The 26809-nt window shown below is 66.6% G+C and carries 19 protein-coding genes; 12 read left to right on the top strand and 7 right to left on the bottom strand.

Going from position 1 to position 26809, the window contains the following annotated elements; all coding sequences use genetic code 11:
* Positions 1–909: 909 nt before the first annotated feature.
* Complete coding sequence (locus tag H6717_41145) at positions 910–1380, bottom strand: YdcF family protein (protein ID MCB9583512.1); 471 nt, start codon at positions 1378–1380, stop codon at positions 910–912.
* A gap of 110 nt (positions 1381–1490) precedes the next feature.
* Between H6717_41145 and H6717_41150 the strand changes: the two genes are divergently transcribed.
* Positions 1491–1841 carry a GFA family protein gene (locus H6717_41150; GenBank protein MCB9583513.1) on the top strand — a complete coding sequence of 117 codons (351 nt, stop codon included), beginning with the start codon at positions 1491–1493 and terminating at the stop codon, positions 1839–1841.
* Between the two features lie 35 nt (positions 1842–1876).
* The gene (locus H6717_41155) at positions 1877–3739 is read left to right on the top strand and encodes a hypothetical protein (GenBank protein ID MCB9583514.1); all 1863 of its coding nucleotides are present in this window, start codon (positions 1877–1879) and stop codon (positions 3737–3739) included.
* Between the two features lie 18 nt (positions 3740–3757).
* Here the strand turns inward: H6717_41155 and H6717_41160 are convergent, their stop codons facing one another.
* Complete coding sequence (locus H6717_41160; GenBank protein ID MCB9583515.1) at positions 3758–6454, bottom strand: hypothetical protein; 2697 nt, start codon at positions 6452–6454, stop codon at positions 3758–3760.
* Positions 6455–6743: 289 nt separating this feature from the next.
* Here H6717_41160 and H6717_41165 point away from each other — a divergent pair, with 289 nt between their 5' ends.
* The 4 genes from H6717_41165 to H6717_41180 are packed head-to-tail and all read left to right on the top strand — an operon-like array spanning position 6744 to position 14819.
* Complete coding sequence (locus H6717_41165) at positions 6744–10208, top strand: hypothetical protein (GenBank protein ID MCB9583516.1); 3465 nt, start codon at positions 6744–6746, stop codon at positions 10206–10208.
* 15 nt (positions 10209–10223) lie between these two features.
* On the top strand, positions 10224–14174 hold the full coding sequence (locus tag H6717_41170) for a hypothetical protein (protein ID MCB9583517.1): 3951 nt from the start codon (positions 10224–10226) through the stop codon (positions 14172–14174).
* 20 nt (positions 14175–14194) lie between these two features.
* A complete protein-coding gene (locus H6717_41175; protein ID MCB9583518.1) occupies positions 14195–14398 on the top strand; it encodes a twin-arginine translocase TatA/TatE family subunit in 204 nt (67 codons plus the stop codon).
* A gap of 43 nt (positions 14399–14441) precedes the next feature.
* Complete coding sequence (locus H6717_41180; protein MCB9583519.1) at positions 14442–14819, top strand: hypothetical protein; 378 nt, start codon at positions 14442–14444, stop codon at positions 14817–14819.
* On the opposite strand, the gene H6717_41185 is transcribed toward H6717_41180, so the two are convergent.
* Positions 14804–15232: a c-type cytochrome gene (locus H6717_41185; protein MCB9583520.1), complete on the bottom strand. Its 429-nt coding sequence runs from the start codon at positions 15230–15232 to the stop codon at positions 14804–14806. The genes H6717_41180 and H6717_41185 overlap by 16 nt on opposite strands.
* A 276-nt stretch (positions 15233–15508) precedes the next feature.
* Between H6717_41185 and pcnB the strand changes: the two genes are divergently transcribed.
* Entirely contained in the window at positions 15509–16771 is a 1263-nt protein-coding gene (pcnB, locus tag H6717_41190; protein ID MCB9583521.1) for a polynucleotide adenylyltransferase PcnB, read from the top strand.
* Positions 16768–17385 carry a hypothetical protein gene (locus H6717_41195; GenBank protein MCB9583522.1) on the top strand — a complete coding sequence of 206 codons (618 nt, stop codon included), beginning with the start codon at positions 16768–16770 and terminating at the stop codon, positions 17383–17385. Before pcnB ends, H6717_41195 begins: the two co-directional genes overlap by 4 nt.
* A gap of 79 nt (positions 17386–17464) precedes the next feature.
* Here H6717_41195 and H6717_41200 read toward each other — a convergent pair whose 3' ends face one another.
* The 4 genes from H6717_41200 to H6717_41215 are packed head-to-tail and all read right to left on the bottom strand — an operon-like array spanning position 17465 to position 22482.
* Entirely contained in the window at positions 17465–18727 is a 1263-nt protein-coding gene (locus H6717_41200; protein ID MCB9583523.1) for a hypothetical protein, read from the bottom strand.
* A 27-nt stretch (positions 18728–18754) separates the two neighbouring features.
* Positions 18755–19795 carry a hypothetical protein gene (locus H6717_41205; protein MCB9583524.1) on the bottom strand — a complete coding sequence of 347 codons (1041 nt, stop codon included), beginning with the start codon at positions 19793–19795 and terminating at the stop codon, positions 18755–18757.
* Positions 19788–21152, bottom strand: coding sequence for a serine/threonine protein kinase (locus H6717_41210; GenBank protein ID MCB9583525.1), 1365 nt, complete (start codon positions 21150–21152; stop codon positions 19788–19790). The genes H6717_41205 and H6717_41210 overlap by 8 nt, the downstream gene beginning before the upstream one ends.
* Before the next feature lie 52 nt (positions 21153–21204).
* On the bottom strand, positions 21205–22482 hold the full coding sequence (locus tag H6717_41215; protein ID MCB9583526.1) for a sigma 54-interacting transcriptional regulator: 1278 nt from the start codon (positions 22480–22482) through the stop codon (positions 21205–21207).
* A gap of 318 nt (positions 22483–22800) precedes the next feature.
* Between H6717_41215 and H6717_41220 the strand changes: the two genes are divergently transcribed.
* From H6717_41220 to H6717_41235, 4 genes are all read left to right on the top strand, one after another.
* Positions 22801–23637: a hypothetical protein gene (locus H6717_41220; GenBank protein MCB9583527.1), complete on the top strand. Its 837-nt coding sequence runs from the start codon at positions 22801–22803 to the stop codon at positions 23635–23637.
* Between the two features lie 45 nt (positions 23638–23682).
* Positions 23683–24255, top strand: coding sequence for a hypothetical protein (locus H6717_41225; GenBank protein MCB9583528.1), 573 nt, complete (start codon positions 23683–23685; stop codon positions 24253–24255).
* Positions 24256–24429: 174 nt separating this feature from the next.
* Entirely contained in the window at positions 24430–24780 is a 351-nt protein-coding gene (locus H6717_41230; GenBank protein ID MCB9583529.1) for a hypothetical protein, read from the top strand.
* 325 nt (positions 24781–25105) lie between these two features.
* Entirely contained in the window at positions 25106–26728 is a 1623-nt protein-coding gene (locus H6717_41235; protein MCB9583530.1) for a helix-turn-helix transcriptional regulator, read from the top strand.
* The last annotated feature ends 81 nt before the right edge of the window (positions 26729–26809 follow it).

The raw sequence follows: 26809 nt of genomic DNA on the forward strand, positions 1-26809 counted from the left end.
GCTCGCCGAGGGCGCGACCGAGGGCGGCCAAACCGCCTTTGCCCAGCTTGGCCAGCTCCCGCGCAGCGTCGGCGCGTTCACTCGCGCTGAGCTTGTCGTCGCTCACCAACTTCTCGAGCACGTCGATGGCGGGATCCCCCGCACGGCCCAGGGCGCGCACCGCGAACGTCCGCTGCCGTCCCGCCTTGCCGAGCGCGCTTCGAGCCACCTCGAGCAAGCGCGCTTCTACGTTGTCGTCCACGCTCGAGAGCCGCGTGAACGCGAACAGCGCATTCACCAGGGGACGCTCCGGGTCGCTCGCCGCGTCCAGCAACGCGACCACGGACGCGTCGTTCAGCCGCTTCCTGCGCGAAGCGAGGCGGCCGAGGGCCAGCGCCGCGGCTTCCGCGCGCGGCGTGGGTCCGCTGAGCCAAGCCCGGAGCGTGGCCTCCGCTTCCGCGTTGCCACAGCGGCCGAGGGCGTCGGCGATGGCGGCCTCGGGACCGTCGATCATCTTGACGGGCGGCGGCGGCGAAGCGGCCAGCGACGCGGCCCGCGCCACCAACGCGCGGACCGTCTGCGGCTCACGCCCTTTGCAGGTGTAGCCGAGGCCGTAGGCCGCCCAGGAAATGACGACCGGATCCTCGTCGGCCAGGGCGCGGTTGAGCTTGTCGGCAGCGGCGCCGTCGGCGATGCGGGCCAGAGCGCGGGCAGCGCGGCGTCGCAGCGTCACGTCTCGGCTCGCGAGATCCGCCGGGGTGATGGCGCTGGCCGTGCGGGTCTGTTCTGCCGTCTCGATGACCCGCAGGCGCTTGTCGGGAGCGGGGCTGGCGCTCGGACTGGCGCTGGGCGCTCCGGCTTCCGGCGTGGACTTGCCCTGGCAGCCGTTGCAGCCGGAGACCAGCAGCGAAAGCAGCAGTGCGGCGCGCTTCATGGGCCCACCGCGCGATCCACCGCGGCGCTGACGGCTTCCCTCAGCGAGCGCACCAGCCATGCGGTCCCCGAAATGCTCGGCGACGGCGCCGGGATCCCTTCGGCACGGAAGCCCACGCGCTGGAAGCTCGCCAGCGCTCGCGGCAAATGCCAGTCGCAGGTGACGACGGCCACGTGCGGGTGCGCGCCCAGAAGCCGCAGCGCGTAGCGCGCGTTCTCCGTCGTGGAGAGGCTGAGGAGCTCGGGCACGATCGCGCTCTCCGGCACGCCTTGCCTCCGAAGCTCCGCCGACAGCGCTTCCGCCTCCGAGACGCCATGCCAGCGGCGTCCTCCACACACCACGATCCGGGGAGCCACGCCGCCCTTGAACGCTTCGGCGGCGGCACGCGCGCGTCGCCGCCCCGCGTCCGACGGGCGGCCATCCGCTTCAACGCGGCAACCGAGCAGCACGATGGCATCCAGCGACACCGGCGCCACCATAGCGTAGGGTTCGACCAAGGAGTAAGGGAGTGAGCGACGAAACCCTCGGCGGAAGCTGCGTCTGCGGCCGCGTGCGCTACACGGTCCGCGGACCTTTCATGGCATTTCAGTACTGTCACTGTCAGCGCTGCCGCAAGGCATCCGGGGCGGCGCACGCGGCCAACCTGTTCGTGGCCACGGAACAGCTCGCCTTCGTGGAGGGCGACGAGCACGTGCGGCGCTTCGATCTGCCGGAAGCCAAGTACTGGAGCCACTGCTTCTGCGACACATGTGGCTCGGCGCTCCCCTGGCTGTCTCGGACGGGCAAGGCGTACATCATTCCCGCGGGCACGCTGGACGGCGACCCGGGCGTGCGGCCGACCCGCAACATCTACTGCGCGTTCCAGGCGAGTTGGTACGCTCCGGCCAACGAGCTACCGCGTTTCGACGAAGCCGCCCCACGTAAATAGCTCGTAGTGCCTCCACGGTGTACGCTTCGCGGCCCATGCGGCGCGCACGCTTCGTAACCCTGGGTGCCCTCGCCGCCATTGGCGGCGCGGTAGCCGTGGGGCTGTGCTCACGAGCGCCGGAGCGGGTCAACGCGCGGCTCGGTCGTTTTCGCGGCCCTGCGCCGCTGGATCCCGCCGCGCAATGCTCGGTGCGCCCCCTCTCGATGCCAACCGGTGGCCCCGCGGTGCTGGGCTGCCGCGATGCGCGTCGAGTGGTGAGCGAGGTTCGGGCGCGTCTCGCGGCTCCCGCCGGCGAGCCCATTCCGAACGCGTTCGCCTCGGCCACTACCGGTTGGCTCGATCCCCACGGCCTGTGGTCCGCCGCGCCGGACGCGCCGGCCAAGGCGCTGATCCGCCGCCACGCGGCGGAGCTCATCGCGGAGATCGAGAAGAGCCCGCGAGATGGGAGCGACTGCACCGTCGCACGGGAGATCGGTCGCGCCACGCAACTGTGGGTGAACGACCTGCGCAAGATCTACGAGTCTGCCACCAGCGACAGCCCGAAGCGCGCCTACCCGCTGGCGACCGCTGCGGTGTTCGAAGACGATCCCGTGCAGCGCCCCGCGCGGCAGCTGGCGCGGGATCTCGGCGCCCGCGGCAAGAGCTTCCGCGCCGCCTACGGAGACGCAGAGCATGCCGCCAGCAAGGCCGAAGCGCGCTTGTTTCCCGAGTTGAGCGTGGAGCAGTGGGCCGGCGCGGTGCTGGCCGCGGCGGTGCGTGCCTACGTTCCGGCGGTGGATGCTCACGGCCAGTGGGCGCCGCTCGATGAAGAATGGTCGCTGTACGCGGCGGACTCCGCGCTGGACGTGGGTCCGCGGCTGTGGGGGCGCATGATGCGCACGGCGCTTGGCATCGTGGTGCTGGAAGATCCCACGCCTCCCTTGGAGCAGGGCGATCTAGTGCTGTCCATCGGCGGCATCGCCACGGCCGGCCTGAGCGTGGAGCAAGCCGAGCAGCTCTCACGCCTCGAGCCCGCCGGCGGCGAGACGGTGCGCGACGTCGTGGTGTTGCGCAAAGGCGAGAAGCTGCCGCGTCGCTTTCGCGTGTCCCTCGACGACGAAGCGCCGGCCGAGCCTCTGGGCGACGATTTCGAGGTGACGCGCGTGAGCTATGGCGACGGTGAGGTCGCCGTCATCGCGATGCCCGACGTGCCCGACGGTTTGGGGGAAGACCTGGGTCGCACCGTCAGCGAGCTTCGCAGCGAGAGCCCAACGCCATTGGCCATTTTGTTGGACCTGCGCGGAAACGGCGGGGGCTCCATCGACGGCGCGGCGGGCGCCATCGGCGTCTTCATCCCGGGGGCGCCCATGTTCCCGCTCCGGCGTCGCGGCGGCGCCGTCGAGGTGCAGCGTTCCCCCGCACCGTCCGGCGCGATGCGTTGGCCGGGCCCCGTCGCGACGCTCGTGGACGGCTACACGGCGAGCGCGGCGGAGATGATCGCCGGCGCGCTCGCCAGCTACCGACGCGGTGAGATGATCGGCGCTCGCACTTTCGGCAAGGGGTGCGTGCAGGAGTACTTCGACGATCGCTCCGGCGTGGGCGTGCTGCGGCTCACCACGATGCTGTTCGCGATGCCCGACGGCTCCCCGCTGCAAGGCGTGGGGCTGTTGCCGGATCTCTCGCTGGGTCTGCCCACGCCGCGGGAGCGCGAAAAGACGCTGACGGCGACGTTTCCCGCTTGGCGGGGGCCGGACATCCGCGTGGCCGGCGCCCTGGGCGGCCCAGAGTTTCCGGCGCACCATGGCCACGTGGGCGGCTGCACCGATGCCGTAGTGTGCAGCGCGCTGCGGCACTTGGGCGCCGCGCCGCCGCGCCGTAGCGCGGCGCGCGGCCACAGTCCGAAGCGCGGCGCTCGCTGAGCGCCGCGCCTCTTCGAGTCAACGCATGACGGGGATCCAGGTCACCTCGTAGGAGTCGGACCAGACCACGCCCTGGTTCTGTTGGTAGAACAGCGGCTGAGACGGCGCGACAGTGTAGGGCAAGGCCTCGGGCGCTCGGAACAGGATGCGCTCATCTGTGGCATCCCCGCTGACGTCCGCGAAGATCGGAATGTCTCCGGGTGCTCCGAAGCTCACCGACGTTGACGTGCTGTTGCCCGTCTGCAGGTACAGCTTGCCTTCGTCTGGGCGGAAGAAGGCGAGCTTGTCGCCGCCGCTGTCGTGATGAATGCGCGGAATGTCGCCCTGCTTGCCAAACGGTATGAACGCGCTGAAGTTGAGATTCGACGTCTTGGCGATTTCCCACGTTCCGCCCTTGAACGTGATCAGGTCGTCGGCGCCATCGCCATCGAGGTCACCGGTGAGGGGGGTCGAGTCGAACTCGCCCACGGGTAGCTGGGCCAGGGTAGCGCTCTGCGTCTGGTCGCGGATGTACCAACGGCCGTGGGGGAAGTAGCTGTAGCGATCGAACACCGCCAGGTTCGCCTTGCCGTCCCCATCGAAGTCGAGAGCGATCGGAATGTCTCCGAACGACCCATAGGTGATTGTGCTCGTGGAACCATTCTGGAGGTTCTTGATCAGCCACTGAGTCGTGCTCGGGCGGTACACCACGAGCTCGGCGCGGGAATCTCCAACGATGTCCGCGGGACACGGAATGTCGCCGTCCTGTCCCCACTGGAAGAGATCCTCACCACCACCGGAGTAGCGGATCTTCCACAGCCCGCCAAAGCCGCGGGAGGTGCGGTAGAGCGCGAAGTCCGCCTTGCCGTCGCCGTCGAAGTCCGACGAGCGCCCGCAGAAGTGGCGCGCGTTGATGACCTCGCCGAGCTCCATCAAGTCCGGCCGCGCGACGCGCGTGCGTTTGATGTAGGTCGTGCCGATGCCGTTTGGGTTCTGAGAGAGCAACGACGGCTCGAGGCGGATGTCTCGGATCGTGCTGTGTCGCCTCAACATGCGCCGCAGTTCCTTGGGCGTGAAGGCGCCGCCGTGGTTGTTGAACAGGATGCCCTCTAGGGCCACCATTGCACCGGTGACGATTGGCCCTGCCCCAGACGTTCCGCCGAAGGTGGAAGTGTAGAAGGTGTCTTCGGCGTTGGCGCTGTTGTAGAAGTCGCCGTACCCGGTGGTGACGATCTGCGAGTCGCCCTGTGCTTGCGCGTCGAAGCGGCTGCCGTAGGTCGAGAAGAACGCCCAGTAGGACGCCGGCACGTTGGCGCCTCCCGCTCCAACGAATACGGCGCCGGAGTCTTGGGCATTGACGCTCGCATTGACGTTGACCTCGTCATACATGGCGAACGCGCCCAGGAAGCCGGGCAGGTCGAGGTTGCAGCCGCCGTTGCCCCCAGTGGCGATCACGTGGCGCCCGTTTGCCGTGGCGAGCTTGACCGCGTCTTTGACCGCGGGGTCGTGCTCGGCGGGAACGAAGTCGGGCAGGGACGCCTGATTGTAGTCGGATGCCGCGATGTTGTCGCCGTTGCAGTCGAAACCGGCGAAGGTCTGCATCTCGATCAGGATCGCGCCGCCCGGCCAGAGATTGGCCGAGGCATTACTGACCGCAGCGGGACGATTGGGGCCGGTGGTCGGGAACTCGGTCGATAGGCGAACTTCGGCTTCCGATGTCAATCCGGTCACGCCGAAGCCGTTGTCTGCCGCGCTCAGAATGCCAGTGACGGCGGTGCCGTGATTGCGGAAGTCCGTGATGTTGATGCTGGAATGTGGAGTGCCGCTCACGAGGTTGCTGCTGCTGAGCGACGTGAGGTCTTGATGCGTGGTACGCCACGCGTACTCGACGTCGCCATAGCCCGTGTTGGTCGCGTATGCGCCGAAGTAGGTCGCCTGCGCGTCGATGGCGTTGATGCCCCGGGGCCAATCTTGCGCGTAGTGCTGTAAAGGCGAGTAGTCTCCCGGGGGCGCCGGCGGCGGGGTCGGAATGCCGGGCGGATCGATCGAGCGTTGCACCTGAGGGTCGATGCCCTTCTCGAGCTTGGCGACACGATCTGCATCGGGTACCGGGGCGTGTCGCGCCGCCTTCTGCAGGATCTCAGTAGCCTTTTGCCCTGCTTTCCCGAGCTCGGCAGACACGGGCAAGAAGCAGGGATAGGCGAGCTCCACGAGCGGGTTCTTGTTCAGCTCGTCGAGCAGCTGCGACATGTGCTCCGCATCCTTGGGCTCGACATAGGAGTAGAACCAGAGGTTGAGATCCGGAACGTCGCGGCCGGTCCTTGCTTGGCCCTCCGCGCGCGCCTTCTCCAGGTACTTCTCGCTGAGCTCGTGCATACGCACGCTGACCTTGTGGTCGTACTTGTCCAGCGTGGCGCGGACGGCATCGAGGGCCTTGAAGGCCGGCTCTCCCTCGACCTTGTCCTTCTCGATGGTGAGCTTCCCGCCACGAGAGCGCACGCCGGAACCGACCTTGAACTTGATCTGGATGCGGTTGTCCATCGCATCTCGGGCAAGCTCCTCGGGACCGAACGTCCGCTTGCGGAAGGAATGGCTGGCCCATGGCAAGAGGCCGGTCTTGGGATCGGGCTCGTCGAAGCCGCTGGCGCCAACCACGGGCGTGGACTGCGCCGCAATGTCATCTGGATCGCTGGAGCGGTCCCCCGAGCAGCCGGAAAGGGATGCGGCGAAGCTCAACGCTGAGAAGAGTGCGAATTTACGAAGAAGTGTCACGAGAACTGTCCTCCTTTGAGTGAGGCCGCCGTTTAGCAATCCGCGTACCCACTCTCAGAGGGCGCTTTCCTGCGAGTTTCCGACCCAGCGTGGGTGTTCGCGAACGTGTGCGTCGTGTGCGCGCACTGCGCAGTGGGAGCCGTCGTGCGTTCGTGTGCGGCGCACGTGCGCCGCACGGATCTCAGCAGGGAAACCGCGGGGAATTTCCATGGAAGGGCAGCGGCACGGGGGTTGCTGAGGGGACCGCCACCCCATGAAACCGTCCGACAAGAAGCCCGGGCTCGGCCCCACGACCTTCCGCATCAACCGCCGCGACTTCATGAAGCTGTCCGGCATCGGCGTTGGCGCTGCGCTCAGCCCCGGACTGGTGGGTTGCGCGACGGAAGTCGGCCCGACCCTCAAGTCCGGCTCGCTGGGGCGCGTGTTCGCGATCAGCGCCAAGCGCCCTCAGGACTTCCTCGAGCTGCGGTTCGAGTTCATCGGGCTGAAGCTCGATACCGCGAAGGAGAACCTGGTCAAGAACGGCGACGGACCGTTCGCGATCATCGTGCACTTCCCCTCTCAGCACATCCAAGAAGAGACCATCTTCGAGGAGCAGCCGCTGCCCGCGTACTACCCGCCGGTGGTTCAGACGGTGCTGAGCGGGCCGAGCCGCGTGGTTTTCACCGTCCCGGAGAACTTCACCCCGATCCCCTACAACTTGGACGGTCTGCTCACGGCGCTCAAGGATTTGCGCTTGAGTGTGGCAGCGACGGCGCTGCCCAAGGATCCGAACGCAGCGCCCTTGGGTGATGGCAGTGGTCTGGTCCTCACCTCTCAGCAGCAGTCCCAGCAGCTCAGCACGTCGACGCAACTCTCGCTCAGTAGAATGGGCACGAGCAGTGGTGTTTCCGTTGGATACGCCGCGGCCGGTTCCGAGCCCAGCATCAGCGTCAACCCAGGGCCGCCGGTTGCCCCGGAGCACACCGAAACCGCCATCGAGCTGCCCTATCGGCTGATCCTGTCACCGAACTCGCATTCGGGTTTCACACACGCCGGATCGCCGGTGCAGTCCGGCAATCGTGTCGAGCTGTGGCATTCGCGGCTCGCGGTGTTCGACGGAGGATCGCTCCACGAAGGTTCGTCGTACTACCGCACGCTGCGCGCCATCTGGACGCGGGACAACGACAACCACGCCAACAACCCCTCCAACATCACCTTCGACGAGGCGCTGGACTTCGGTACGCGCCAGCACCTCGTCAATCAGCAAGCGAACTACACGGCGCTGATCAAGCCGCGGCCCGTCGACGCCAAGCAGCTGATGCTCACCAGCCTGGGTGGCTATCTGGACGTGCGCGGTGAGTGGGAAGACGACCAGCTGGTTTCGCTCTGGGAGCACAAGACGGCTCTCGGTCGCGACAACTTCGTCAAGGTTGCCTACAACGGTTACCTGTACCCCTGCGGTCACCGCGCCACTCTCGTGGTGATCACCGAGCGCAAGCTCAAGCACCCCGACCAGCCGCACACGGCGTACCTCTACAAGCGCTGCTACATCGTGTGCAAGGAACCGATTCGGCACTACCCGGGGGAGTGTCGCGACATTCCCTTCGAGTTCTTGCACGTTCGTCAGCTGGTCACGCCGCCCCTCGACGAGTGCCGCGTCTTCGACAAGCCCAAGCAAGGGGAGACGTTGCCCACGCCGCTCCCACTGCTGGTCAAGGTGGACGGCAAGCCCTACCGCTTTCCCGTCGAGGTGTTGGACCGAAACGAGCACCGCCACTTCTTCGGCATGCCCATGATGTGGATCCCGCTCGACAGCGGCACGGGCTACGCCATCGAGGCTGACGGCAGCAACTGGAACGCCGCCCACATCTACGCGAACGAGAAGTACGGCGGCGAGTCCTTCAACACCGTCGACATCAAGGGCCAGCGCTTCGGATACGCACCCGAAGAGGAAGTGGACGACACCGTCTTCGAGACGCGATCGATGACCTTCAAGGCCGTGTCCGACGGGAGCAACGGCCACAAGCCCGGGTTCGGTCCCGGCCTGGTGCAGGCGACGGTGCAAGTCGAAGCGGTGCGGAGCTTGGGGGGCGCCGGCGGTCTCGCGGACGTCGTCTACGCGGCGCCGTACTTGAGCCAGGCCTTCACCGGCAGCAATGCGCAAGGCCAAGTGCTCTTGGAAGCCACGCCACCGGTGGATCTGTCCTTCTCCGGCAACAGCAAGAACAGCGGCGGCTTCATCCAGCCCGGCATCAAGATCACTGGGCTATCGCGCACCAAGGGCCCCATCGGCGGCGACGTCAATGCCTTTGCCGCTGGGCAGTTCAATGCCTCGTCGTTCTTCGATCAGATCGACGCTTACCTCTTCGGCTGCGTTTCGCTGAAGGACATCGTCGCGAGCACTGGCCTCGAAGGCGCACCGACGTTTGCTACGCAAGCGCTCGACGTGGTGGGCAGCGTCGTCCGGGACGCCAAACAGCTCGTTCAGTTGGCTGGTGTGCTGCCTATCTCACCGCCGCCAGTTCTGACGACGATCGCCAGCGGTGCCGACGCGTTCACCAGCATCAACCCGTCGCAGCTGACGCCGTTCTTCGATGACGTCGACACCCTGTCGCTGGGCGGATCGACCGATGGCGATGTCCGCTTGCTCAAGCGAGTGACGGCCGACTTCCAACGCACGATCACTGACCCTGGCTTCAATGCGGCGCTCCAAGCGTTCAAGAACGCCCAGGAGCTCGCCAAGAACCAGACCGTGCGGCTGGAGTGGCGCCCCGAGCTGAAGGGCGACCCGTTCGGGTTCTTCGAGCCCCACCAGCCGATGCGCCTGTCCGTGGAGGCACGTGCCAAGGACCTGCCCGGAAAGCCAGCGGGCGTGGATCTGATCGCGGCGATTCCGGACTTCAACCTGAACCTGCTCGGGAACCAGGCCACCTTCATGGTGCTCGAGTTCGACAGGCTCCAGTTCCGCGTGGTCAACGGCAAGAAGCCCGAGATCGACGTGATCTTCAAGAACATCGCTTTCGATGGCGTGCTGGCCTTCGTTCGGAAGCTGTCGGAGATCATTCCTCTGGAAGGCTTCAGTGATCCGCCGAACGTGGACGTCACCGAAGAAGGCCTGAAGGCCATGTTCACGCTGCCGCTGCCCAACTTGGCGGTGGGTATGTTCAGCCTGGAGAACATGGCGCTCTCGGCGGGGTTCCACATTCCTTTCTTCGGGCCGCCGATGACCGTGAACTTCGGCTTCTGCAGCCGAGAGTCACCCTTCCGTTTGACGGTCGCCATGCTCGGCGGCGGCGGCTTCTTCGGGCTGACCTGCTCACCCAACGGCATGGAGCTCCTGGAAGCGAGTCTCGAGTTCGGCGCCTCGCTGTCCGTCGACTTCGGGGTCGCCAGCGGCAGCATCTCGATCATGGCCGGCATCTACTTCGCGATGGGCCCGAAGACGGCCGAGCTCACCGGCTATCTGCGTGCCCGCGGTGAAGTGGACGTGCTGGGCCTCATCAGCGCGTCCATCGAGCTCTACATGGAGCTCAAGTACGAGTTTTCGTCGCACAAGGTCACGGGCAAGGCGTCGATTGAAATCGAGGTCTCCGTGCTGTGCTTCAGCGGGACCGTGAAGATCAAGGCCGAGCGCAAGTTCGCCGGCGACAACGAAGACCCGACGTTGGCCGAGCTGATGGCGCCGATCGGCAACTACCACCCCTTCACCGAATACCTGAACGCTTTTGCGGCCTAGTCGCTAGAGGAACAAATGGCGATAAAACCCACAGTTATCTGGACCGTTCTCCCCAAGTACGCCGAGGGGACCAAGCTGGTCTTCTCCGTGTTCGCGTCCTTTCGCTTGGGTGCGGGCGGAAATCTGCTCAGCGACTACAGCTTGGACAACTGGCCCAGTCGCGTGCTGCACCTGGCAGCGACGAGCGGGATCTCGGCGCACTTCGACGCTCTGGGGGCATCCGTGCCCGTCTCCATCGACACCAGCCCGCTGCGCCCGGACATCTGGAACGAGCTGTTCAAGCCGAACACCTTGGTGCACCCGTTTCAGTTCGAGGACAACAGCATCCGCCCACTGTTTTGCTATCCGGCGCATCAACTGCACGAGTACATCGAGCAGCTGTACACCACGATCGGCAACATGAGCCCGAGCCAGTTCCCCGACCTGAACGCGCCCGGGCCGCTTCGCACCATGGTGGACTCGGTGGGGCACGTTCGGAACTCCGCCTACGACATCACCAAGCTGAACAAGTGGCGGCCGGGCCCGCATCCCGACGCCGAAGCCGAAGGGTACTATCAGAACCTGTCTTCGGCGGCACCGCTGCCCGCGTTCTACAACGCCTGGCGGTTCTATCACCGCACGCCGCCGGAGAAGTACGTCTCGCAGCGCAATCCGGTGAACCCGGCGGATGTGCCGCCGCCGATCAAGCCGCCCAGCTTCGACTTCCACGAAGTGATCGCGGCGCTGGGAGATCATCCCCAGCTCATGCGCATGCTCGGCGTGGCCATCGATTGCAGCATCGATCTGGCGGCGCACGGCCTCTCGCCCTACTCCACTGATCGCCTGCGGGTGAAGGTCGGCTGGGCGGACAATGCCATTTTCGACCAGACACCGTGGACTCAATACGTGATCGATGCGGCCGGCTTCCGGGCGCAGGAGCGCAAGGGCACGGATCAAGCCCAAGGTGTGCTCTTGCTCGGCAACGAGGACTTCTTTCAAGTCGCCCAGATGGACGTCGACGGTAGCGTGCTGAAGACCATGGACTTCGCGTCCAACATGAAGATCTTGCTGAAGAAGAACGGCAGTAGCTCGAAACCCAATCCGCAGAGCCTGCCCGCCAAGCAGAATGGCGGCATCACCGTACTGCGCAAGAACCGCGACACGGCACTGACCGGCGCGTTCCAGAACCAGAAGGCGATCGACGGCAACCTCGCGGGCGAGACCGTCTTCAGCAACGACGTCACGCGAGGCTACCGCGTGGACATGAAGGTCGATGGTCGCTGGCACTCCCTCAGTGCACGCCAGGGCGCCTTCAACATCGGTTCTCTTGGGACGGTCAAGGCCGAGCCCGACGAGGGCTACATCAAGGCGGCTTCCGCCACCAGTGTGCCCGACTCCGGCAATACCAATCCTCCCGACATGTACATGCACGAGTCGGTATTTGGCTGGGAGAACTGGAGTCTCGTCGTGCCACGTCCCGGCAACAGCATCTCCTTCGATCGCGACGATACGAAGATGACGCAGACCCTCGCGATTCGCAAAGAACCGAACCTTCCGCCTTCGGAGTTTCCCCTGCAGCCGCAGATGGCGGCCGTGCCCGGCAGCTTGCCGCGTCTCCGCTTCGGCAAGAAGTACGAGGTGCGCGCTCGCGTGGTGGACATGGCGGGCAACAGCTTGCCGAACATGGACGGCGACTTCGGGGTGAACTGGGGACAGACCAAGGCCTTCGAGTACCTCCGTTATGATCCACTGTCTCCTCCGGTGCTCGTCATGCGCCAGCCGATCGGTTTGGCAGAGTCGGTCGAGCACCTGGTGATCCGCACCAAGGTCAATTCATCGCTTCCCAGTGCGTTCGACAGCCAGTTCAACGGCGAGTGCCTGCGCTTCGTGGCCGCCCCGAAGTCATCGCAGTGGATGGCGGAGGTTCACGGCGCCTTCGATCCGCTCTTCAACGACCCGTTGAAGGCCTACGCGGTGGCGGCGAAGGAAGCGGGAACGTTCAACGATCCAACCCTGCCGGGTGTCGCCTTGATCGACATCGACGGCAACAAGCTGGCGTTCCCGAGCACCTTCAAGCGGGGCGACCCGCTGCCCAAGTCGACGTATTCGATCCAGACGGTGAGCACCCTCGATCTGCCCTACTTGCCCGATCCCCTGGCCATCGGCTGGGTGATCCAAGGCTTCCCGGGTCAACCCATGATCGAGCAGCTGTTCGACGGCCTGAAGGACTGGCCCAACTACAAGCCCTTCTCCCTCGAGCTCCGTTCGGGCAGCTCGGAGAGCTGGGCTAGCAGCATCTTCAAGACGGAAGTGAAGATCCCGAAGGGCACGCGAGTCACCGTCAAGATGAGCTCGGCCATCGCCAAGGAGAGCCTGCCGCTCCTGGCTCGCTATCAGAAGTTCAGCCCCGCCATGCAGAGCACGGTGCAGAACAATCTGAACCAACACTGGATGATCACGCCCTGGCGCGAGGTGACCTTCGTGCATGCGGTGGAGAAGCCGCTGGCGGCGCCGGTGATCTACCCGAAGATGGCGGCGTATCGCATGCCGGGGGACAACTTCGTGGAGCTCGATGGGGTGTTCCAGACCGCGCACCCGCAGTCGACCGGATCCATCGAGATGCTGGCCAACTGGGTGGAGTACGAGGACCGGCTGACCGACCCTGCGCCCGCGCAGGAACCCCGCAATGCCTCCGTGTTCACCCGCGAGGTCGGCTACGACGAGGGCAACGCGTTCTTCCCCAAGGGCACCAACGACGAACGCCCGCGCCAGGAGTTCGGAGATACGAAGCATCGCGTCATCGACTACACCCCCCGCGCGACCACTCGCTATCGCGAGTACTTCAGCCCCGAGCTCTACAATCAGATCGATCTGATCACCGAGTCCGGCGCGCCCCTGGTCCGGAACATCCCGAGCTCGGCCCGGCCGGACGTGCCCGAGGTGCTGTACGTGATTCCGACCTTTCGCTGGGAAGACACCAGCCACGGTCGCAAGCGCATTGGTCGAGGCTTGCGCATCTACTTGGACCGCCCCTGGTGGTCGTCGGGTGAAGGTGAGCTTCTGGCTGCCATCCTTCCGCGAGACAACGCTCCGGACGACAAGCTGCGGCGCTACATCTCCGAATGGGGCCGCGATCCGTCGTTTCACGGCAGCACTCCCAATGCGGAGGTCACCGCGGCGGACTTCATTCCCGTCTCCGGCGATCCGGAAGATCAGGTCATCACCAATAGTGCGCCGCTCCAGCTCGAGGAGCTCATGCCTGCAGCCGCCAACGCCTATGAAGCGAAGTACGAGGTGAACGTGGCGGCCTTCGCGCCGCGCTACAACGCCGACCGAAGGCTGCACTACGTCGACATCGAAATGGACGCCAAGGGTGCATACTTCCCCTTCGTGCGCTTGGCCCTCGCGCGGTACCAGCCGGACTCGCTTCCCCACCTGCACCTCTCCAAGGTCGTCCGCACCGAGTTCTCCCAGTTGGTGGCGGACCGGACAGCGACCCTGACGTACAAGAGCAACGCGGTGAAGGTGCTGCTCTCGGGTGTTGCTCCGCGCAGCGAGCTCGGCGACAGGATCGCGCCCATCGCCGCGCTCGGCAGCGGCGGCACCGGCACAGGCGGAGGCGGGGGCGGGGGCGGTGAACCCAGCCTTCAGGCGTTGGTGCCGAGCCTTGCCGCGGGCTCCGGCCGCTTGGTGGAAGCGAGCATCGAGCGCCGCGACTCGCCTTCAGAGGACTTCGGTTGGGTGCGCGTCGGCAACGTCGTCTCGCTGCCCTCGTTCGTGGAAGCCAACTCCACCGACGACGTCGTGTACTGGGGCGGGGAGCTGCCGCTGCCCACCACCTACCTGGACAAGGAGCACCGCTTGGTGATTCAAGAGTACGAGCTCTACGAAACGGATTCGCAGACGGCCGAGACCGTTCCAGTCATGAGCCCCGTCCCGCTGCGAAAGCGCCCCGTGTACACCGACATCTTTCCCCTCACCGTGTGAGCTCGTAGGAGAACCGAACCATGGCCGCAGGTCCCTGGCAGATTGCCATCGTCGTTTTGATACTGCTGGTGCTTTTCGGCGCTGGCCGCATCGCTTCCCTGGGTAAAGGCCTGGGCGAAGGGATCTCCAACTTCAAGAAGGGTCTCAAGGGCATCGAGGGCGAGCTCGAGGAAGTCGAAACCAAGAAGGTGCGCGGCAAACGCCGCAAGTCCGCGGCCGTGTGAAACAGCTGTCCATCAGCGCGAGGCCGATGCGACACTCGCGTTGATGGAAATGTTCTTGGAGTGCGGTTGGCCGGCGTGGGCGGTCTTGCTGCTCGGACTCGTCTCTTTCGCGTTCAGCCTGGTCGCTTTGCTGCTCTCCTTCACGAAGAACCGCTTCGCCTTGGTGCTGGCCGTGCTCGCCTTCGGTATCACCCTGACGCCCGCGGCAACCGGTGTGGTCGGCACCTACCTGGGGCGTAGCAAGGTGGACTCCGTCCTGGGCGTCGTGACGGCAGACCAGCGTGAGCGTCTCAAAGCGGTGGGCTACGCCGAAGCCGCACAATGCACCAAGCTGGGCCTCGGCTTCGGAGCACTACCCATGGTGCTCGGTCTCGCGGCCGTCGGGGTCGCCTTCGCGCGACGACCTCAGGGCGCCTCCTGACACGGCCTGCCGCCGGGCGCGTAGGTGCCTTGGAGGGAGTGGACATACTCGGCGACGTCCTCGAGCTCCTGTTCACGAAGCTGGACGCGCCACGAAACCATGCCCCTGGTCGGCACGCCCTCGGTGATGGTCTGCAAAATGCTCTGGCGGTCGCGGCCGTGGAGAAAGCAGTCGTCCGTCAGGTTGGGACCAATGCGCCCTTGGGCGTGCTCGCCGTGGCATGGCGTGCAGCGCTTCTGGAAGATTGCCTGGCCTCGCGTGACGTCGCCCATGGTGCGCGCCGCCGGCGGCGGCGTGGGATCGCTTTCCATCGCGCTCGCGGTCGGGACCGCCACCACGGGCGGGGTCGTTGGTGTGGAGGCGGCACCCCCGCAGGCGATGACCGGAGCGGCTAGCAGGGCGACCCAGCGCATGGCAGCAGGCTAGCAAATACCGAGCTTTTTCCGGGAATTCGCCGACTTCCGGGCTGGTATCCGTCGCCGGCTCCTGCTACAGCCTGCACTGAGCCTACTCGCTTTCTCCCGGCCTCCAGGGCCGAGCGTTCCACCGTTTTCATGACAGATCCGACGTCGTCTCGGCCGTCCGCAGGCAAAGCCGCGGATGCCGACGCTCCCGTTCCGCGAGCCAATCGCCGTCGGAGGCGTCCGCGCGCCGACTCAACGCATCGCGTCAAGTACACGGTGGAGGACATGCCGCCGGAGGGGCTGCCGGAGGACGCGCCGCCCAAGCCCGTGAAGCACACCGTCGAGCCCAAGGTCTACGACGTGGAGCTGGACGAAGAACGACTCGACTCCGACGCCGCCAAGGTCGTGCGGCGTCTCGTGCGCAATGGCTACGAAGGCTATCTGGTCGGCGGGTGCGTTCGGGATCTGCTGGTCGGTCGCCGCCCCAAGGATTTCGACGTGGCCACCAGCGCTCGTCCGGACGACGTGCGCCGCCTGTTTCGCAACTCGCGCATCATCGGCCGGCGTTTTCGTTTGGTGCACGTGCTCTATGGCGGCGGCAAGGTGATCGAGACCGCGACGTTCCGTCGAAACCCGCAAGAGGACGAAGAGCAGCGCGACAGCGAAGATCTCCTGATCCGCAACGACAACGTATTCGGCGAAGCCCACGAAGATGCGTTGCGCCGCGACTTCACCATCAACGCGTTGTTCTACGACGTGGATCGCCGTCAGGTCCTCGACTGGGTGGGCGGCATGCCGGACATCGAGCGTCGCGTGGTGCACACCATCGGCGACCCGACCGTGCGCTTCATGGAAGATCCGGTTCGCATCCTGCGGGCCATCAAGTTCTCGGCGCGGCTCGACTTCGGCATCTCCCCCGAGGTGTACGACGCCATCGTTCACTGCCGCGGCTCTCTCGCCATGGCGGCGCGCCCTCGCCTGTTCGAGGAAGTGCTGCGTCTGATGCGCGGGGGCGCTGCGCACCGGTCGCTGTGGCTGTGCTGGGAAACCGGTGTGCTGGACGTGCTGCTGCCGGAGCTCTCGGCGTACCTCTCGGATCTCGAGCACGAGGACGGCGAGATTTGGCGGCTGTTCACCGAGGTGGATCGCCTCACGGCAGAGCGGGGGGAGCCTCTGGACGACGTGGTGCTGGTCACCGTGCTCTTGCTCGGCCCCATGCGTGAAGCCTGCGTCGGCGTGAAGGATCGCGTGCAGGCCGCCTACGACTTCTTCGAGCCGGTGGTGGATCGTCTGAACGTGCCGCGCAGGATTGCGGATGCGGTGCGACGGCTGGTGGCCATGCTGCCGCGTCTGGAGGCCGGCCGCGCGGGGCGCTTCACGCGCGCACCTCTCTACCCCTTCGCTCTCGAAGTGCTGGAGATGCTCTCCGCTGCGCGCGGACATGCGCCGCCGGCGGAGCTGCCGGCTCCCGACAAGAGCAAGTCCAGCACCGAGCGCGCGCCGCGTCGCCGTCGTCGCCGCCGACCTCGGCGCGGGGAGCCTTCGTGACCGCTGCCGCGCGCAAGGAAGCCAAGGATCCAGTAGCGCACGCTCGACGCACTCTGCTCGAGGGCGTGGGTCGCGAGGTCGCGGCTTCTTTCCCAGGCATCACGCGCCTGGGCGGGCAGATCGTCGCCGCGCTGTACCTCGCCGGCGAGCCCCGCAGCATGGATCAACTGAGCGCCGAGCTCGGCCGCGCCAAGAGCAACGTGTTCGGCAACCTGCGGGCGTTGGAAGCCGCGCAGATCGTCGAGCGCCGCCGAGAGCCCGGCATTCGCCACGATACCTTCGCCCTCCGCGGCGCTTATCCCGACGTGATCGTGGGGGCGTACATCTCGCGGCTGCGTCAGGTCGTGGGTGACAAGCGCGCGCTGGTCGAGCGCAGCCTGGAGCTCTTGGGTGACGCCACGGGACCCGAGGCGGACGTGCTGCGTGAGCGTCTGGACGAGCTCGGGCGTAAGTATGCGCTGTTCGGCGAGGTCTTCGACAAGCTGCTTCCCGGATTGGAAGGGCCCATCGACTTGGAACGACTCGTGCGCAAGATCCCGCGCGACGTGATCAAGAGCCTCGCCGGATTGGTGCAAAGTGCCGTGAGCCTCGGCAAGCGCTTGCGTCCGCGCTGATTCCGCGGCGGACCGACATCCAGAAGAAACCGATCACGGATTTCATTTTGGTCGATGCGCCGCGGTAACACCGCGGACGTCAACGCGCGACGCGATAGATGGCGCCTTGAGTGGGCGCATTGCTGCCGGACAGCAGCCAGTAGACGTGGGTGGCGTCCATTGCGAGCGATTCGGGATTGCCGAGTCCCGTGCCCAGCGACACGTCGGGACCAACGGTCGTCCCCTGCACCGTGGCCACCCATACCGAGCCATCGCCGAAGGTGGGCCACGTGCCGCGGTTCGCCCAATAGACCTTGCCATCGGCGTAGAGGACGGCGCTGGTCACCAACTGGTCCTTCGCAATGGTCAGCGGCGAGCCGCCAGCTTTGGGCACGCGGTAGACTTTGCCGACGCCCCAGCCGATGTTGTCGAAGTCCGCGAAGAACGCATGGGTATCCGTCACATCGAGAGCGATGGCGCCGGGGTTCGGCGAACCGATGGCCTGCGGTGTATGGGGTGCGGCTTTCGGCACGCGGTAGATCGCGATCGACTTGGCGCCGGCGAGGTAGATGTAAGCGGCATCGAGGCGCACGGTGAGCGGACACAGCGTGATGTCGACCAACTTGGCCACTCCGGTGCCGTCCAGGTTCGCGCGGTAGAGCTCACCGCTGGAAGCCGAGGCACACGTCGCCCAGTACACGCCACTCGCGTCCACGTTGAAGGAATCGGTGGGCGCTCCAATCTTGACGATGCTCTTTGGGGCGCCGCCGGCCTCTGGGGCGCGGAAGATCTCGTCGCCCTTGTTCACGAAGGCATACACGTAGCTGCCTTCCGTGTAGACCTCCCAGACGTCGACCCCGACATGCTCGTTCGTGGTGCTCTTGGTCGTGCGATCGTATCTGTACAGATCGCCCGTGAGGCTGTTGCCCCAGAAGATGGCCGACGTCGTGGGCGTCACGCTGACGGAACCGTGGATCGCCGTCGTCACCAGCTCGGGTTGGCACTGTCCGCCGGCGCAACTGGCGCCGAGGCAGGAGTGACCGCAGCTGCCGCAGTTGTCCGGGTCGGTATCGACGTTGGCGGTGCAGCCGCCGCTGCCCGCGGCGCCCGCGCTGCCCCCCATGCCCGCGAGGCCACCGCCGCCCGAAGCTCCGCCGCCACCCGCCAGCCCGCCGCCGCCTGCGCCGCCGCCGCTCCCGGCCACGCCAGCGCCGCCCCCCGTTGCGCCGTTACCCGCTGCCCCGCCGGAGGTACCGCTGTCGGTCTTGTCTTCCAGCGTGGCGTCGTCGATGCCGAACAGGGCGTTGCAGCCCAGCGCACCACTCAGCAGTAGGGCCGGGAGTATTTCGCGACGTCGGGGCATCGAGGTTCAGGGTAGCCCAATTGCGGCTCAGAATCTGGCGCCGCCGAGAAGTCCCGCATGCCTCGGACCGCCGGTGGGGCTGAGCCACCAGCTGGCCGTGGGCTCCCGCGGAGCGGTCAAGAACATCACGGCGCCGCCGACCGTGGCGACCGCGCCAACACTCATGAAGACGGTAGCCAGATTGCCGGAGCTCCGTGCGTCGTCGCGCAAGCTCTTCCCGGTGCTGTCACACACGTCCCCACGGCAGTAGGCGGACGAGTCGTCGTTCTTGGAGATGGCACGTCCCAAGAACACCCCGCCAACGCCCAGTGCCACGACCCCGCTCCCGCCCACGACCACACCCCACAAGCGCTGTGTGTCGCCTCGGCCGGTGTCCCGGGCGGGGCTCGGGCGCTCGGGACTCGGCGCGGGCGCCGGCGGTGCTGGCTTCACCGCAGCCGGAGCGGGCTCCTCGGGGGCTCGGGGTTGGACGACCTCGACGGGAGGCGCCTCGCCGACGGCGGGCACGACCACCCGAAGGGTCTTGCCCGCTATCGCGATGATCCGTTGCTCTGAGCCCTGGCGTCCGGGAGCCGATGCGACCAACTGATGCTCCCCGGGGTCTACGGGGATGGGCTTGTCCCACAAGCGGCGAGGGATTTCTTCTTCGTCCCTCCGGATCGTCAGATCGTCCGGACGATCGCTCGGCTCCACGACGACGTAGGCCAAGCGGGACGTGAGCGCGTCAGCCTTCTTGCGGGCGAAGGCTTCGCGCTCGGCTTGTTGTTGCGTGCGCGCCAGGGCGGCAGCGCGCTTGTAGGTGACCCACGCGCTGGCAGTGCGGTTCAGCTTCTCGTAACAGGTTGCCAAGTTGAGCAACGTGCCAACCGCCGCGTCGGTGGCTTGGCTGTCTTCGAACTTCTCGCAGGCCACGGAGTAGTCGCCGCGCTGCATGGCCTCTCGACCCTGCACGAACAATGCTTCGGCGGTTGCCTTCTGTGAGGCAGTGTCGTCGGCGCTCGCCCCGCTAGCCATGACCAGCGTGGCCAGCAGCGAGACGACCGCCAGGTAGCGTCGAAAGCTATTCACGGTCCATCAATAGCGGGTTTTCCGTGCCGCTGCGCTTGGTGGGCGGCGTGGGTTCCTTCGGCTGCTCGGGGCGCTGGCGGATCACGGTGCGGGGAGTTGGCTCGGGTTCCGTGCTGGCCATGGGCGGCGCGGGCTTCGTGGTTGAATGCTCCGAGGATGGCTTGCGGGAGAGCGCGTCGAGGAACGCTTGGTACGCCTGGCGTTCCGGCTGCAACCCGGTGGTGAGCAAGGCCGGAGCTTCTCCACCGAGCAAGAACAGCGTCCCCGCCAAGGGCACCACCGCGGCCAGCGCGGCCCACCACAGCCGCCGCCGGGACCGGGGCCGTACCGGCTCCTCGTGCGAGAGCCCGTCCGTGGTGCTGCTGGAGAACGCGGACGGGGGGCCGTGAGAAGAAACGGTGAGGGCGTCCGCTGCGGGCTGCAGCTCGGACGGCTTCGGTGCCTCGCTGCTCCAGCGGTGGATTCGAGCCAGTTTTGCCTGACTCGTGGCCGGGGCGAAGGGACCGACGGCGGCCGCCAGATCTCGTATCGAAGCAAACCGGCGCGCGGGGTCCTTCTCCAGGCAGCGCATTATGACTTCGCTCAGGGCCTCGGAAACCTCGACGCGCTGGTGGAGAGGGGTCGGGTCGACGTGCAGCACGGCGCCGCAGATCTCCGACATCGATTCCGCGTCGAAGGGGGACGCGCCGGACAACAGCTCGTAGGCCGTGATGCCCAACGCCCAGATGTCCGCGCGCGCATCCACGGTGGAGCTGGGCCGCATCTGTTCCGGTGACATGTAGCGAGGAGAGCCGATCCAGCCGCCGGTCTCCGTCGCGCTGAAGTCGCCTTCGCTCACCGATTGAGCTGCCTTGGCGATTCCGAAGTCCAGAACGCGCAGGCGCTCGCTGCCGTCCTTGCCACGCGCCAAGAACAGATTCGCCGGCTTCACGTCGCGATGAACGATGCCAGCCGCGTGGGCTTCCGCGAGGCCGTCACAGGCCTCGATCAGAAAGCCGGCGACCTGCTCTGGGGTCAGGGGGCCGGAGCGATCCAAGCGGCGCGCCAGATCCTCGCCTTCCAGGTACTCCATCACCATGTACGGCGCGCCGTCTTCCAGCGTGCCCACGTCGAGCACGCGCGCCACGTGCTCGCTCTCCAAGCGTACGGCGGCGCGGGCTTCCCGCAGGAAGCGAGCCACGTGTCGCTGCTCTTGGGCCAGCTCGTTGCGGAGCACCTTGAGCGCGACCGGATGGTTCAAGACCAGGTGCTGGGCCTTGGCGACGATGCCAATGCCCCCACGCCCGAGGAGCCGCTCGATGCGGTACTTCTCGTCGATCACTTGACCGACGCTGATTGGGCAATCCTCCTCCGACATCCGGCTAGGAATGTAGCGCGCTCTCGCCACTCTCGGTCAAGGACGAGGTAGGTCAACTCTCATCCGAGCGCGGTACGCCCAGCTTCTTCATCAGGCGATAGAGCACGAACCGGTTCTTCAGCCCGAGCGCCTGGGCCGCTCGTGTCACGCTGCCGCCGGCTTGGGACAGCGCGGACTCGATCGCCTCGCGGGTGAGCTCGGGTGTCTCTTCGGAGGCGTGTCGCGAGAGGGCATCGCTGACTTCGGGGGTCAGCGCGATGAACTTGTCGCCGCTGGTGGAGAACGCGACCAGCAGCGCTCGCTCGAGCTCGCGCGTGTGCTCCAGGTAGTCATGACGGAGCAGGGTCTCGATCAACTCCGGTGCCAGGCGCGGGTGACTCCCGTCCGCCTCGAAGAAGCGCTCGGTGAGGTCTGGGTGCGTTGCGGCAAAGGTCCTGAGCAGGTGGTTCACGAGCAGCGGAATGTCCTCGATGCGCTCGGCAAGGCCCGGAACGCGAACGCGCATCTTGAGCCGGGCGGCAAAGTCGCGCTTCAGCTCTTCGATGTGGCGATTGGTCGCCGCCACCAAGCGCAGGTCGGAGCGCCGCATGGCGGAGTCCCCCAGCCGCTGATACTCACCGTCGCGATCGAGCACCCTCAGCAGGTGCGGCTGTAGCGATGCGGGTAGCTCGCCGATCTCGTCCAGGAACAGCGTGCCGCCATCGGCCTCGGCGATCAGGCCGGGGCGCAGCGGTGATCCCACGTTGGGGTAGTCCTTCACGGTGCCGAACAGCTCGGCGTCCACCAGGGACGCGGGCAGGGTCGCAGCATTGCGAGCCACGAACGAGCGCTTGGCACGTGGTGACAGCGTGTGTACGGCGTGCGCCGCCAGCTCCTTGCCGGCGCCGGTGTCGCCCAAGAGCAACACGTGCTGTTGTGATCGTGCAGCGAACGCCAGCGTGTCGCGGAGATGCCACGCCGCCGGACTCTCGCCCACGATTCCATCGGGGTCCGGCGATCCAAAGGGAAAGCTGCGGTCGCCAGGGTAGTGGTTCAGCGGGGAAAAAGCCTTTGGGCGCCTCACCACCAAGAGCACCATTGCCCAGTGCAGCCGCAGCACGTCACCGTGCCCCACGGTGGCGCTGTCGGTGAGCACACCATTGACGTAGAGCTTGCAGCGCCCGGTGTTTTCGACCTCGAGCCTTTGACCCCGCGGTCTGAGCACGAGCTGTTCGCGGGAGATGCGTTGCCCCGCCAGGGGCGGCGTGGGGCGCATGCCGCTCGGGCGTTGCCTCTGGAAGACGACTCGGGACCGCTTGCCGTCCTCGTCGACGGTGCCCCGCCCCAGCATTGAAGCCTGCTCGATCGGGGCCGCTTCGCCAACGCGATCCGGCTCCTCCAAAGACCAGGCGATGACGACGTGCAGTCCCTCCTCCGTCGGTCCGTCGGGCCCCGTCTCCCACGGGATGCCGTCATTCGTGTCGGTCGTCTCGCCGGTCACTCGCGGAAACTTATGCGGTTTGTGCCCCGAAGATCCATGATCAACGGCGATGCCGACGACGCCAGGCGGTTTCCGCGCCGGACCAACAACCAGGAATTCCAAGCCACGGAGTTTGGTTTTGTCGGGGCGGCGCGGTTCCATCGCGGACGCTTGCGTATGCTTGGGGCGATGAACCGGCTCGGGTTCGCGCTGCTGCTCGCGTCGTGTGCCGGCAGCAAAGCGCCCGTGGCACCAGCGCCCGTCGTGGTGCAAGCGCCCGCGGCGGTGCCCGACAGCACCGCGCCGCCGCCGGTGCAACAGAGCTCGGCGTTCGCCCAGAGTCCGATCACGCCGTTGGCGGACTCCATCGAGGTACTGACTCGAGCGCTGTTGATGGGCGGCCGCTTGCCCGACACCGGAATCGAGCTCGAGCCGTACTCGAACGCCGAAGATCTCGTCGAGATGGACGAGCGGCCCGACGCCGAAGCGTTCCACAGCGTGCTCTTCGACGTGCGCTTCCTCGCCGTGCTGCTTCCCGAGGAAGAGGCGCTGCCCCGCACGTACGGGCCCCAGACGAGCAACGCAGGGGCGGTGGAGATCGAGCTGGTGCTCACCCGCGCGGGCCTGAAAGTGGGGAGCGTGCGCGAGCATCGCTGGGTCGACGGGCTTCCGTTGCCTGCTTGGCTCGCGGGCGTCGCGAAGCCCAGCGAGGACGTCCTTGCCGCGCTGCAGTCCAAGACGCTGGACCGCATGTTGGTGGGCATCGACGAGAAGCGCATTCTGGAGCCCCACAAGCTGTGGATGAACGATCGCTTCCAGCTGATGGGCGATCCCGGGATTCGGGAGTGCGGCGAGATCGCCGCCGCAGCGAAGACCAAGAAGCCGCTGGGCTATCGGGGAACCGAAGCGGTGCTATGGCTGGTGGATGGCGACGCGGCCTGGGCGCTCCGCTACGAGCTCCGCGAAGTGGACGGTCGCATCGTGCTGGGCACGCACCCGCTGGTGATGGGCGGTAAGATCCGCTGATTCCGTTCTCGCCTGGGCAACGAGCTTGCGTGACAATGCACCCGGATGCGCCACGTTCTCGCTCTTGCGTCGCTCGTCGTCCCCTGCGCCTGCGCGGGCGCGCCTCCCTCCTCCCCCGCGGCATCCGTGGCGGAGGTGCCGCGCGCCGGCACTGGCCAAGCAGCCGGCGCCGAAGCGCCGAGCCGTGTCGACCCGCCCGCTGCGGCGTGCGACACGGAGCAGCTGCCGCCCAAGGAGCTGGTCGCCGACAACCTCGGCGCCACGGACGTAACCGGACTCGCTGAAATCACGGAAGCGTCGGTTTCGGATCCGCAGGCCACGGGCGGCTACGTGAACGTGCTCTACGACGTCCGCGTGCTCGAGCAGTACGCCGGCTCATCCCTGCCCAACGAGCTGCGCCTGTCACAGGGCGCCGAGGTCCCCGCGCATCCCCGCGCCATCGGCACGCTCTTGTTCTTCAGCGCTTGTCGCTCCGGCGATGGTACGGCGTTCGAGCCCGACGTCGGCTACTTCTTCCCGATCCCACCAGGGTGCCGGCCGCAGATCGAAGCCATGGCCCGCGCCGCCCAAGCGCAGCACGCCGAGCGCAGCGGTCCCTTTCCCGCCTGCGCGCGCTGACTCACATGCTGCGCGTGCATGTCGATCGTGACCAAGTGGAGGTCACATTCGGGGGCACGACGTGGCTGAGCGCTGCAGCCACTGCGCGTGGGACCACCCTATCCACACACGCAACCAGCCGCGGCTGGAGTCGACAGGTGGCCTCCGCCATCGCCGGCGGCTACACTGTGAGGAGTGAGCATGGGTTCTGACGACGTGACCATCGGGGTCCTACGGGCGATTCGCGACGAGGTATCGCTCACCAATCAGCGCTTGGACCAGACGAATCAGCGCTTGGACCAGACGAATCACCGCTTGGACCAGACGAATCAGCGTTTGGAGGCGATGCGTGACGAGCTATCGCGCCGCATCGTGGAGTCCGAGGTGCGCACCGCAACGGCCATCACCGAGCTGGCCGGTACGGTCCGCGAAATGACCGCGATCTTGCGGGCGTCCCATGACCTTCGCCCGCGGCTCGAACGCTGCGAGGGGGACATCGTCGCGTTGAGTCGTCGGGTGGACGCGCTGTCGGGCTCCGGCGGCTAGCTACTGCGAGCGCGCGGCGCCCGATGGGTCCGGCTCGAGCGCAATTCCGCTTGCGGGGTTCGGCGCGGGCATGAGGGCTTCTGACCTCGGCTCCGAGCAGGTCTCGGTAGAACGAGAGGCTCGCCGTGAGATCTCTCGAGTACACGTGGACGTGGTCGAAGCTCGTGATCATGAAGGGAGACAAGACCAAGCGCAGGGTCGTGTCCAGCAGGCAGGGGACAACCGCGCATTTCGCCCGTTTGCATTTGCTTGTTGGAGCGACGCGGCCACGTCTCGCTACGGCCCTGGGATGCGAGCTCCGGGGGAGGCGTGGTAGGTTCGAGGTGTGAGGGGAAGCGACCTGGAATACGGGCGCCGATGCCATGCACAGCGGCGCTGGGCGGAAGCTTTCGACGCGCTGTCACGCGCGGATCGGAGCGAGCCACTCGCAGCCGACGACCTGGAGCGGCTCGGCCTTTCGGCGGCCCTCTCCGGGCGAGATCCGGAATGGCTGGCCACGCTGGAGCGCTTGTACCGAACGTACCTGGAAGCGAGGCAATGTGCCCGAGCGGCCCGCGCGGCCTTCTGGCTGGCCACTCGCTTGGCCGCGTTGGGGGAAATGGGGCGAGCGGGCGGCTGGCTCGGGCGGGCCGAGCGACTGGTCGAGGACAACGACGGCGACTGTGTCGAGCGCGGCTACCTCTTGGTGCCGGCGACGTACCGCACGGCGACTACCGGGGACGGCGCACAGGCGCACGCCTTGGCCGTGCGCATCACGGAGATCGGCAAGAGCTTTGGCGATGCGGATCTGATGGCCTTGGGCTGCTATCTCCAAGGCCGCGCTTTGGCACAGCAAGGGCGCGTTGCCGAGAGCCTCGCGCTGTTGGACGAAGCCATGGTTGCGACCACCACGGGCGAGCTGTCACCGGTGATCACAGGGATTGTGTACTGCGGTGGCATCGCCACGTGCCAGAAGGTGTATGCCCTCGAGCGAGCGCGGGAATGGACTGGGGCGTTGGCAGAGTGGTGTGCCGCGCAGCCCCAGCTGGTGACGTTCACGGGGAGCTGCTTGGTGCATCGGGCCGAAGTCCTGCAGATGGAGGGCGCGTGGGCGGAATCCTTCGAGGAGGCGCGTAAGGCCGAGGAACGCTTCACCGGCAAGCCGGATCCGGAGGCCGTCGCGGACGCCTGCTACCAGCAGGGCGAGATCCACAGGTTGAGAGGAGAGTACGGTGAAGCGGAACGCGCCTACGAAAGTGCGAGCGCACACGGGCGCGAGCCCCAACCGGGGTTGGCCTTGCTTCGACTGGCCCAAGGGGATCGGAGTACTGCCCTGAGCTCCGTCCAGCGCGTGCTGGATGGCACGAAAGACATGCTGACGCGGGCGCGATACCTGCCCGCGTGTATCGAGATATCGCTTGCGGCGGGCGAGCTACCCCGGGCACAGAGCGCGCTTTCCGAGCTCGAGCGCGTCGCCGAGAGCTTCGACACCCAAGTCTTGCGTGCGATGACCGCAGACTGTCGTGGTGCGGTGCGGTTGGCGGAGGGCGACGCCGGCGCCGCGCTCGAACCGCTGCGTCAGGCGTTGCGGGCGTGGCTCGCCATCGACGCGCCCTATCTGGCGGCCCGTACGCGGGTGCTGCTCGCGTCGGCCTGCCAAGCGCTTCGGGATCAGGATGGCGTTCGCCTCGAGCTGGCAGCCGCGCGAGAAACCTTCGAGCGTTTGGGAGCGACCCGGGACCTGGCGGGGCTTTTGGAACGAGGGCGTCGTTCGTCGCACGGACTCACGCCACGGGAGCTCGAGGTCTTGCGGCACGTGGCGCGTGGAGAGACCAACAAGGCCATCGCACGAGAGCTGTGCCTGAGTGAGAAGACCATCGACCGGCATGTGAGCAACATCTTCGAGAAGACCCAGGTTGCATCGCGCGCGGCAGCGACGGCATTTGCCTACGAAAACGGATTGATCTGAGGGACATGGGTGAAACCACCCATGCTGATTTTCGCGAAATTGGGGGACCTGCCCGAAGCGCCGATCGAGGCCGAACCTTAC

It is taken from the genome of Polyangiaceae bacterium (assembly GCA_020633235.1).
Taxonomy (GTDB): domain Bacteria; phylum Myxococcota_A; class Polyangia; order Polyangiales; family Polyangiaceae; genus JACKEA01.

What these genes read in the sequence shown, in the direction of transcription:
- H6717_41150 (MCB9583513.1), top strand. Translation starts at nt 1,491, where the DNA reads ATGGCATTTCAGTACTGTCACTGTCAGCGCTGCCGCAAGGCATCCGGG.
- H6717_41155 (MCB9583514.1), top strand. Translation starts at nt 1,877, where the DNA reads ATGCGGCGCGCACGCTTCGTAACCCTGGGTGCCCTCGCCGCCATTGGC.
- H6717_41165 (MCB9583516.1), top strand. Translation starts at nt 6,744, where the DNA reads ATGAAACCGTCCGACAAGAAGCCCGGGCTCGGCCCCACGACCTTCCGC.
- H6717_41170 (MCB9583517.1), top strand. Translation starts at nt 10,224, where the DNA reads ATGGCGATAAAACCCACAGTTATCTGGACCGTTCTCCCCAAGTACGCC.
- H6717_41175 (MCB9583518.1), top strand. Translation starts at nt 14,195, where the DNA reads ATGGCCGCAGGTCCCTGGCAGATTGCCATCGTCGTTTTGATACTGCTG.
- H6717_41180 (MCB9583519.1), top strand. Translation starts at nt 14,442, where the DNA reads ATGGAAATGTTCTTGGAGTGCGGTTGGCCGGCGTGGGCGGTCTTGCTG.
- H6717_41185 (MCB9583520.1), bottom strand. Translation starts at nt 15,232, where the DNA reads ATGCGCTGGGTCGCCCTGCTAGCCGCTCCGGTCATCGCCTGCGGGGGT.
- pcnB (MCB9583521.1), top strand. Translation starts at nt 15,509, where the DNA reads ATGCCGCCGGAGGGGCTGCCGGAGGACGCGCCGCCCAAGCCCGTGAAG.
- H6717_41200 (MCB9583523.1), bottom strand. Translation starts at nt 18,727, where the DNA reads ATGCCCCGACGTCGCGAAATACTCCCGGCCCTACTGCTGAGTGGTGCG.
- H6717_41210 (MCB9583525.1), bottom strand. Translation starts at nt 21,152, where the DNA reads ATGTCGGAGGAGGATTGCCCAATCAGCGTCGGTCAAGTGATCGACGAG.
- H6717_41215 (MCB9583526.1), bottom strand. Translation starts at nt 22,482, where the DNA reads ATGCTGGGGCGGGGCACCGTCGACGAGGACGGCAAGCGGTCCCGAGTC.
- H6717_41220 (MCB9583527.1), top strand. Translation starts at nt 22,801, where the DNA reads ATGAACCGGCTCGGGTTCGCGCTGCTGCTCGCGTCGTGTGCCGGCAGC.
- H6717_41225 (MCB9583528.1), top strand. Translation starts at nt 23,683, where the DNA reads ATGCGCCACGTTCTCGCTCTTGCGTCGCTCGTCGTCCCCTGCGCCTGC.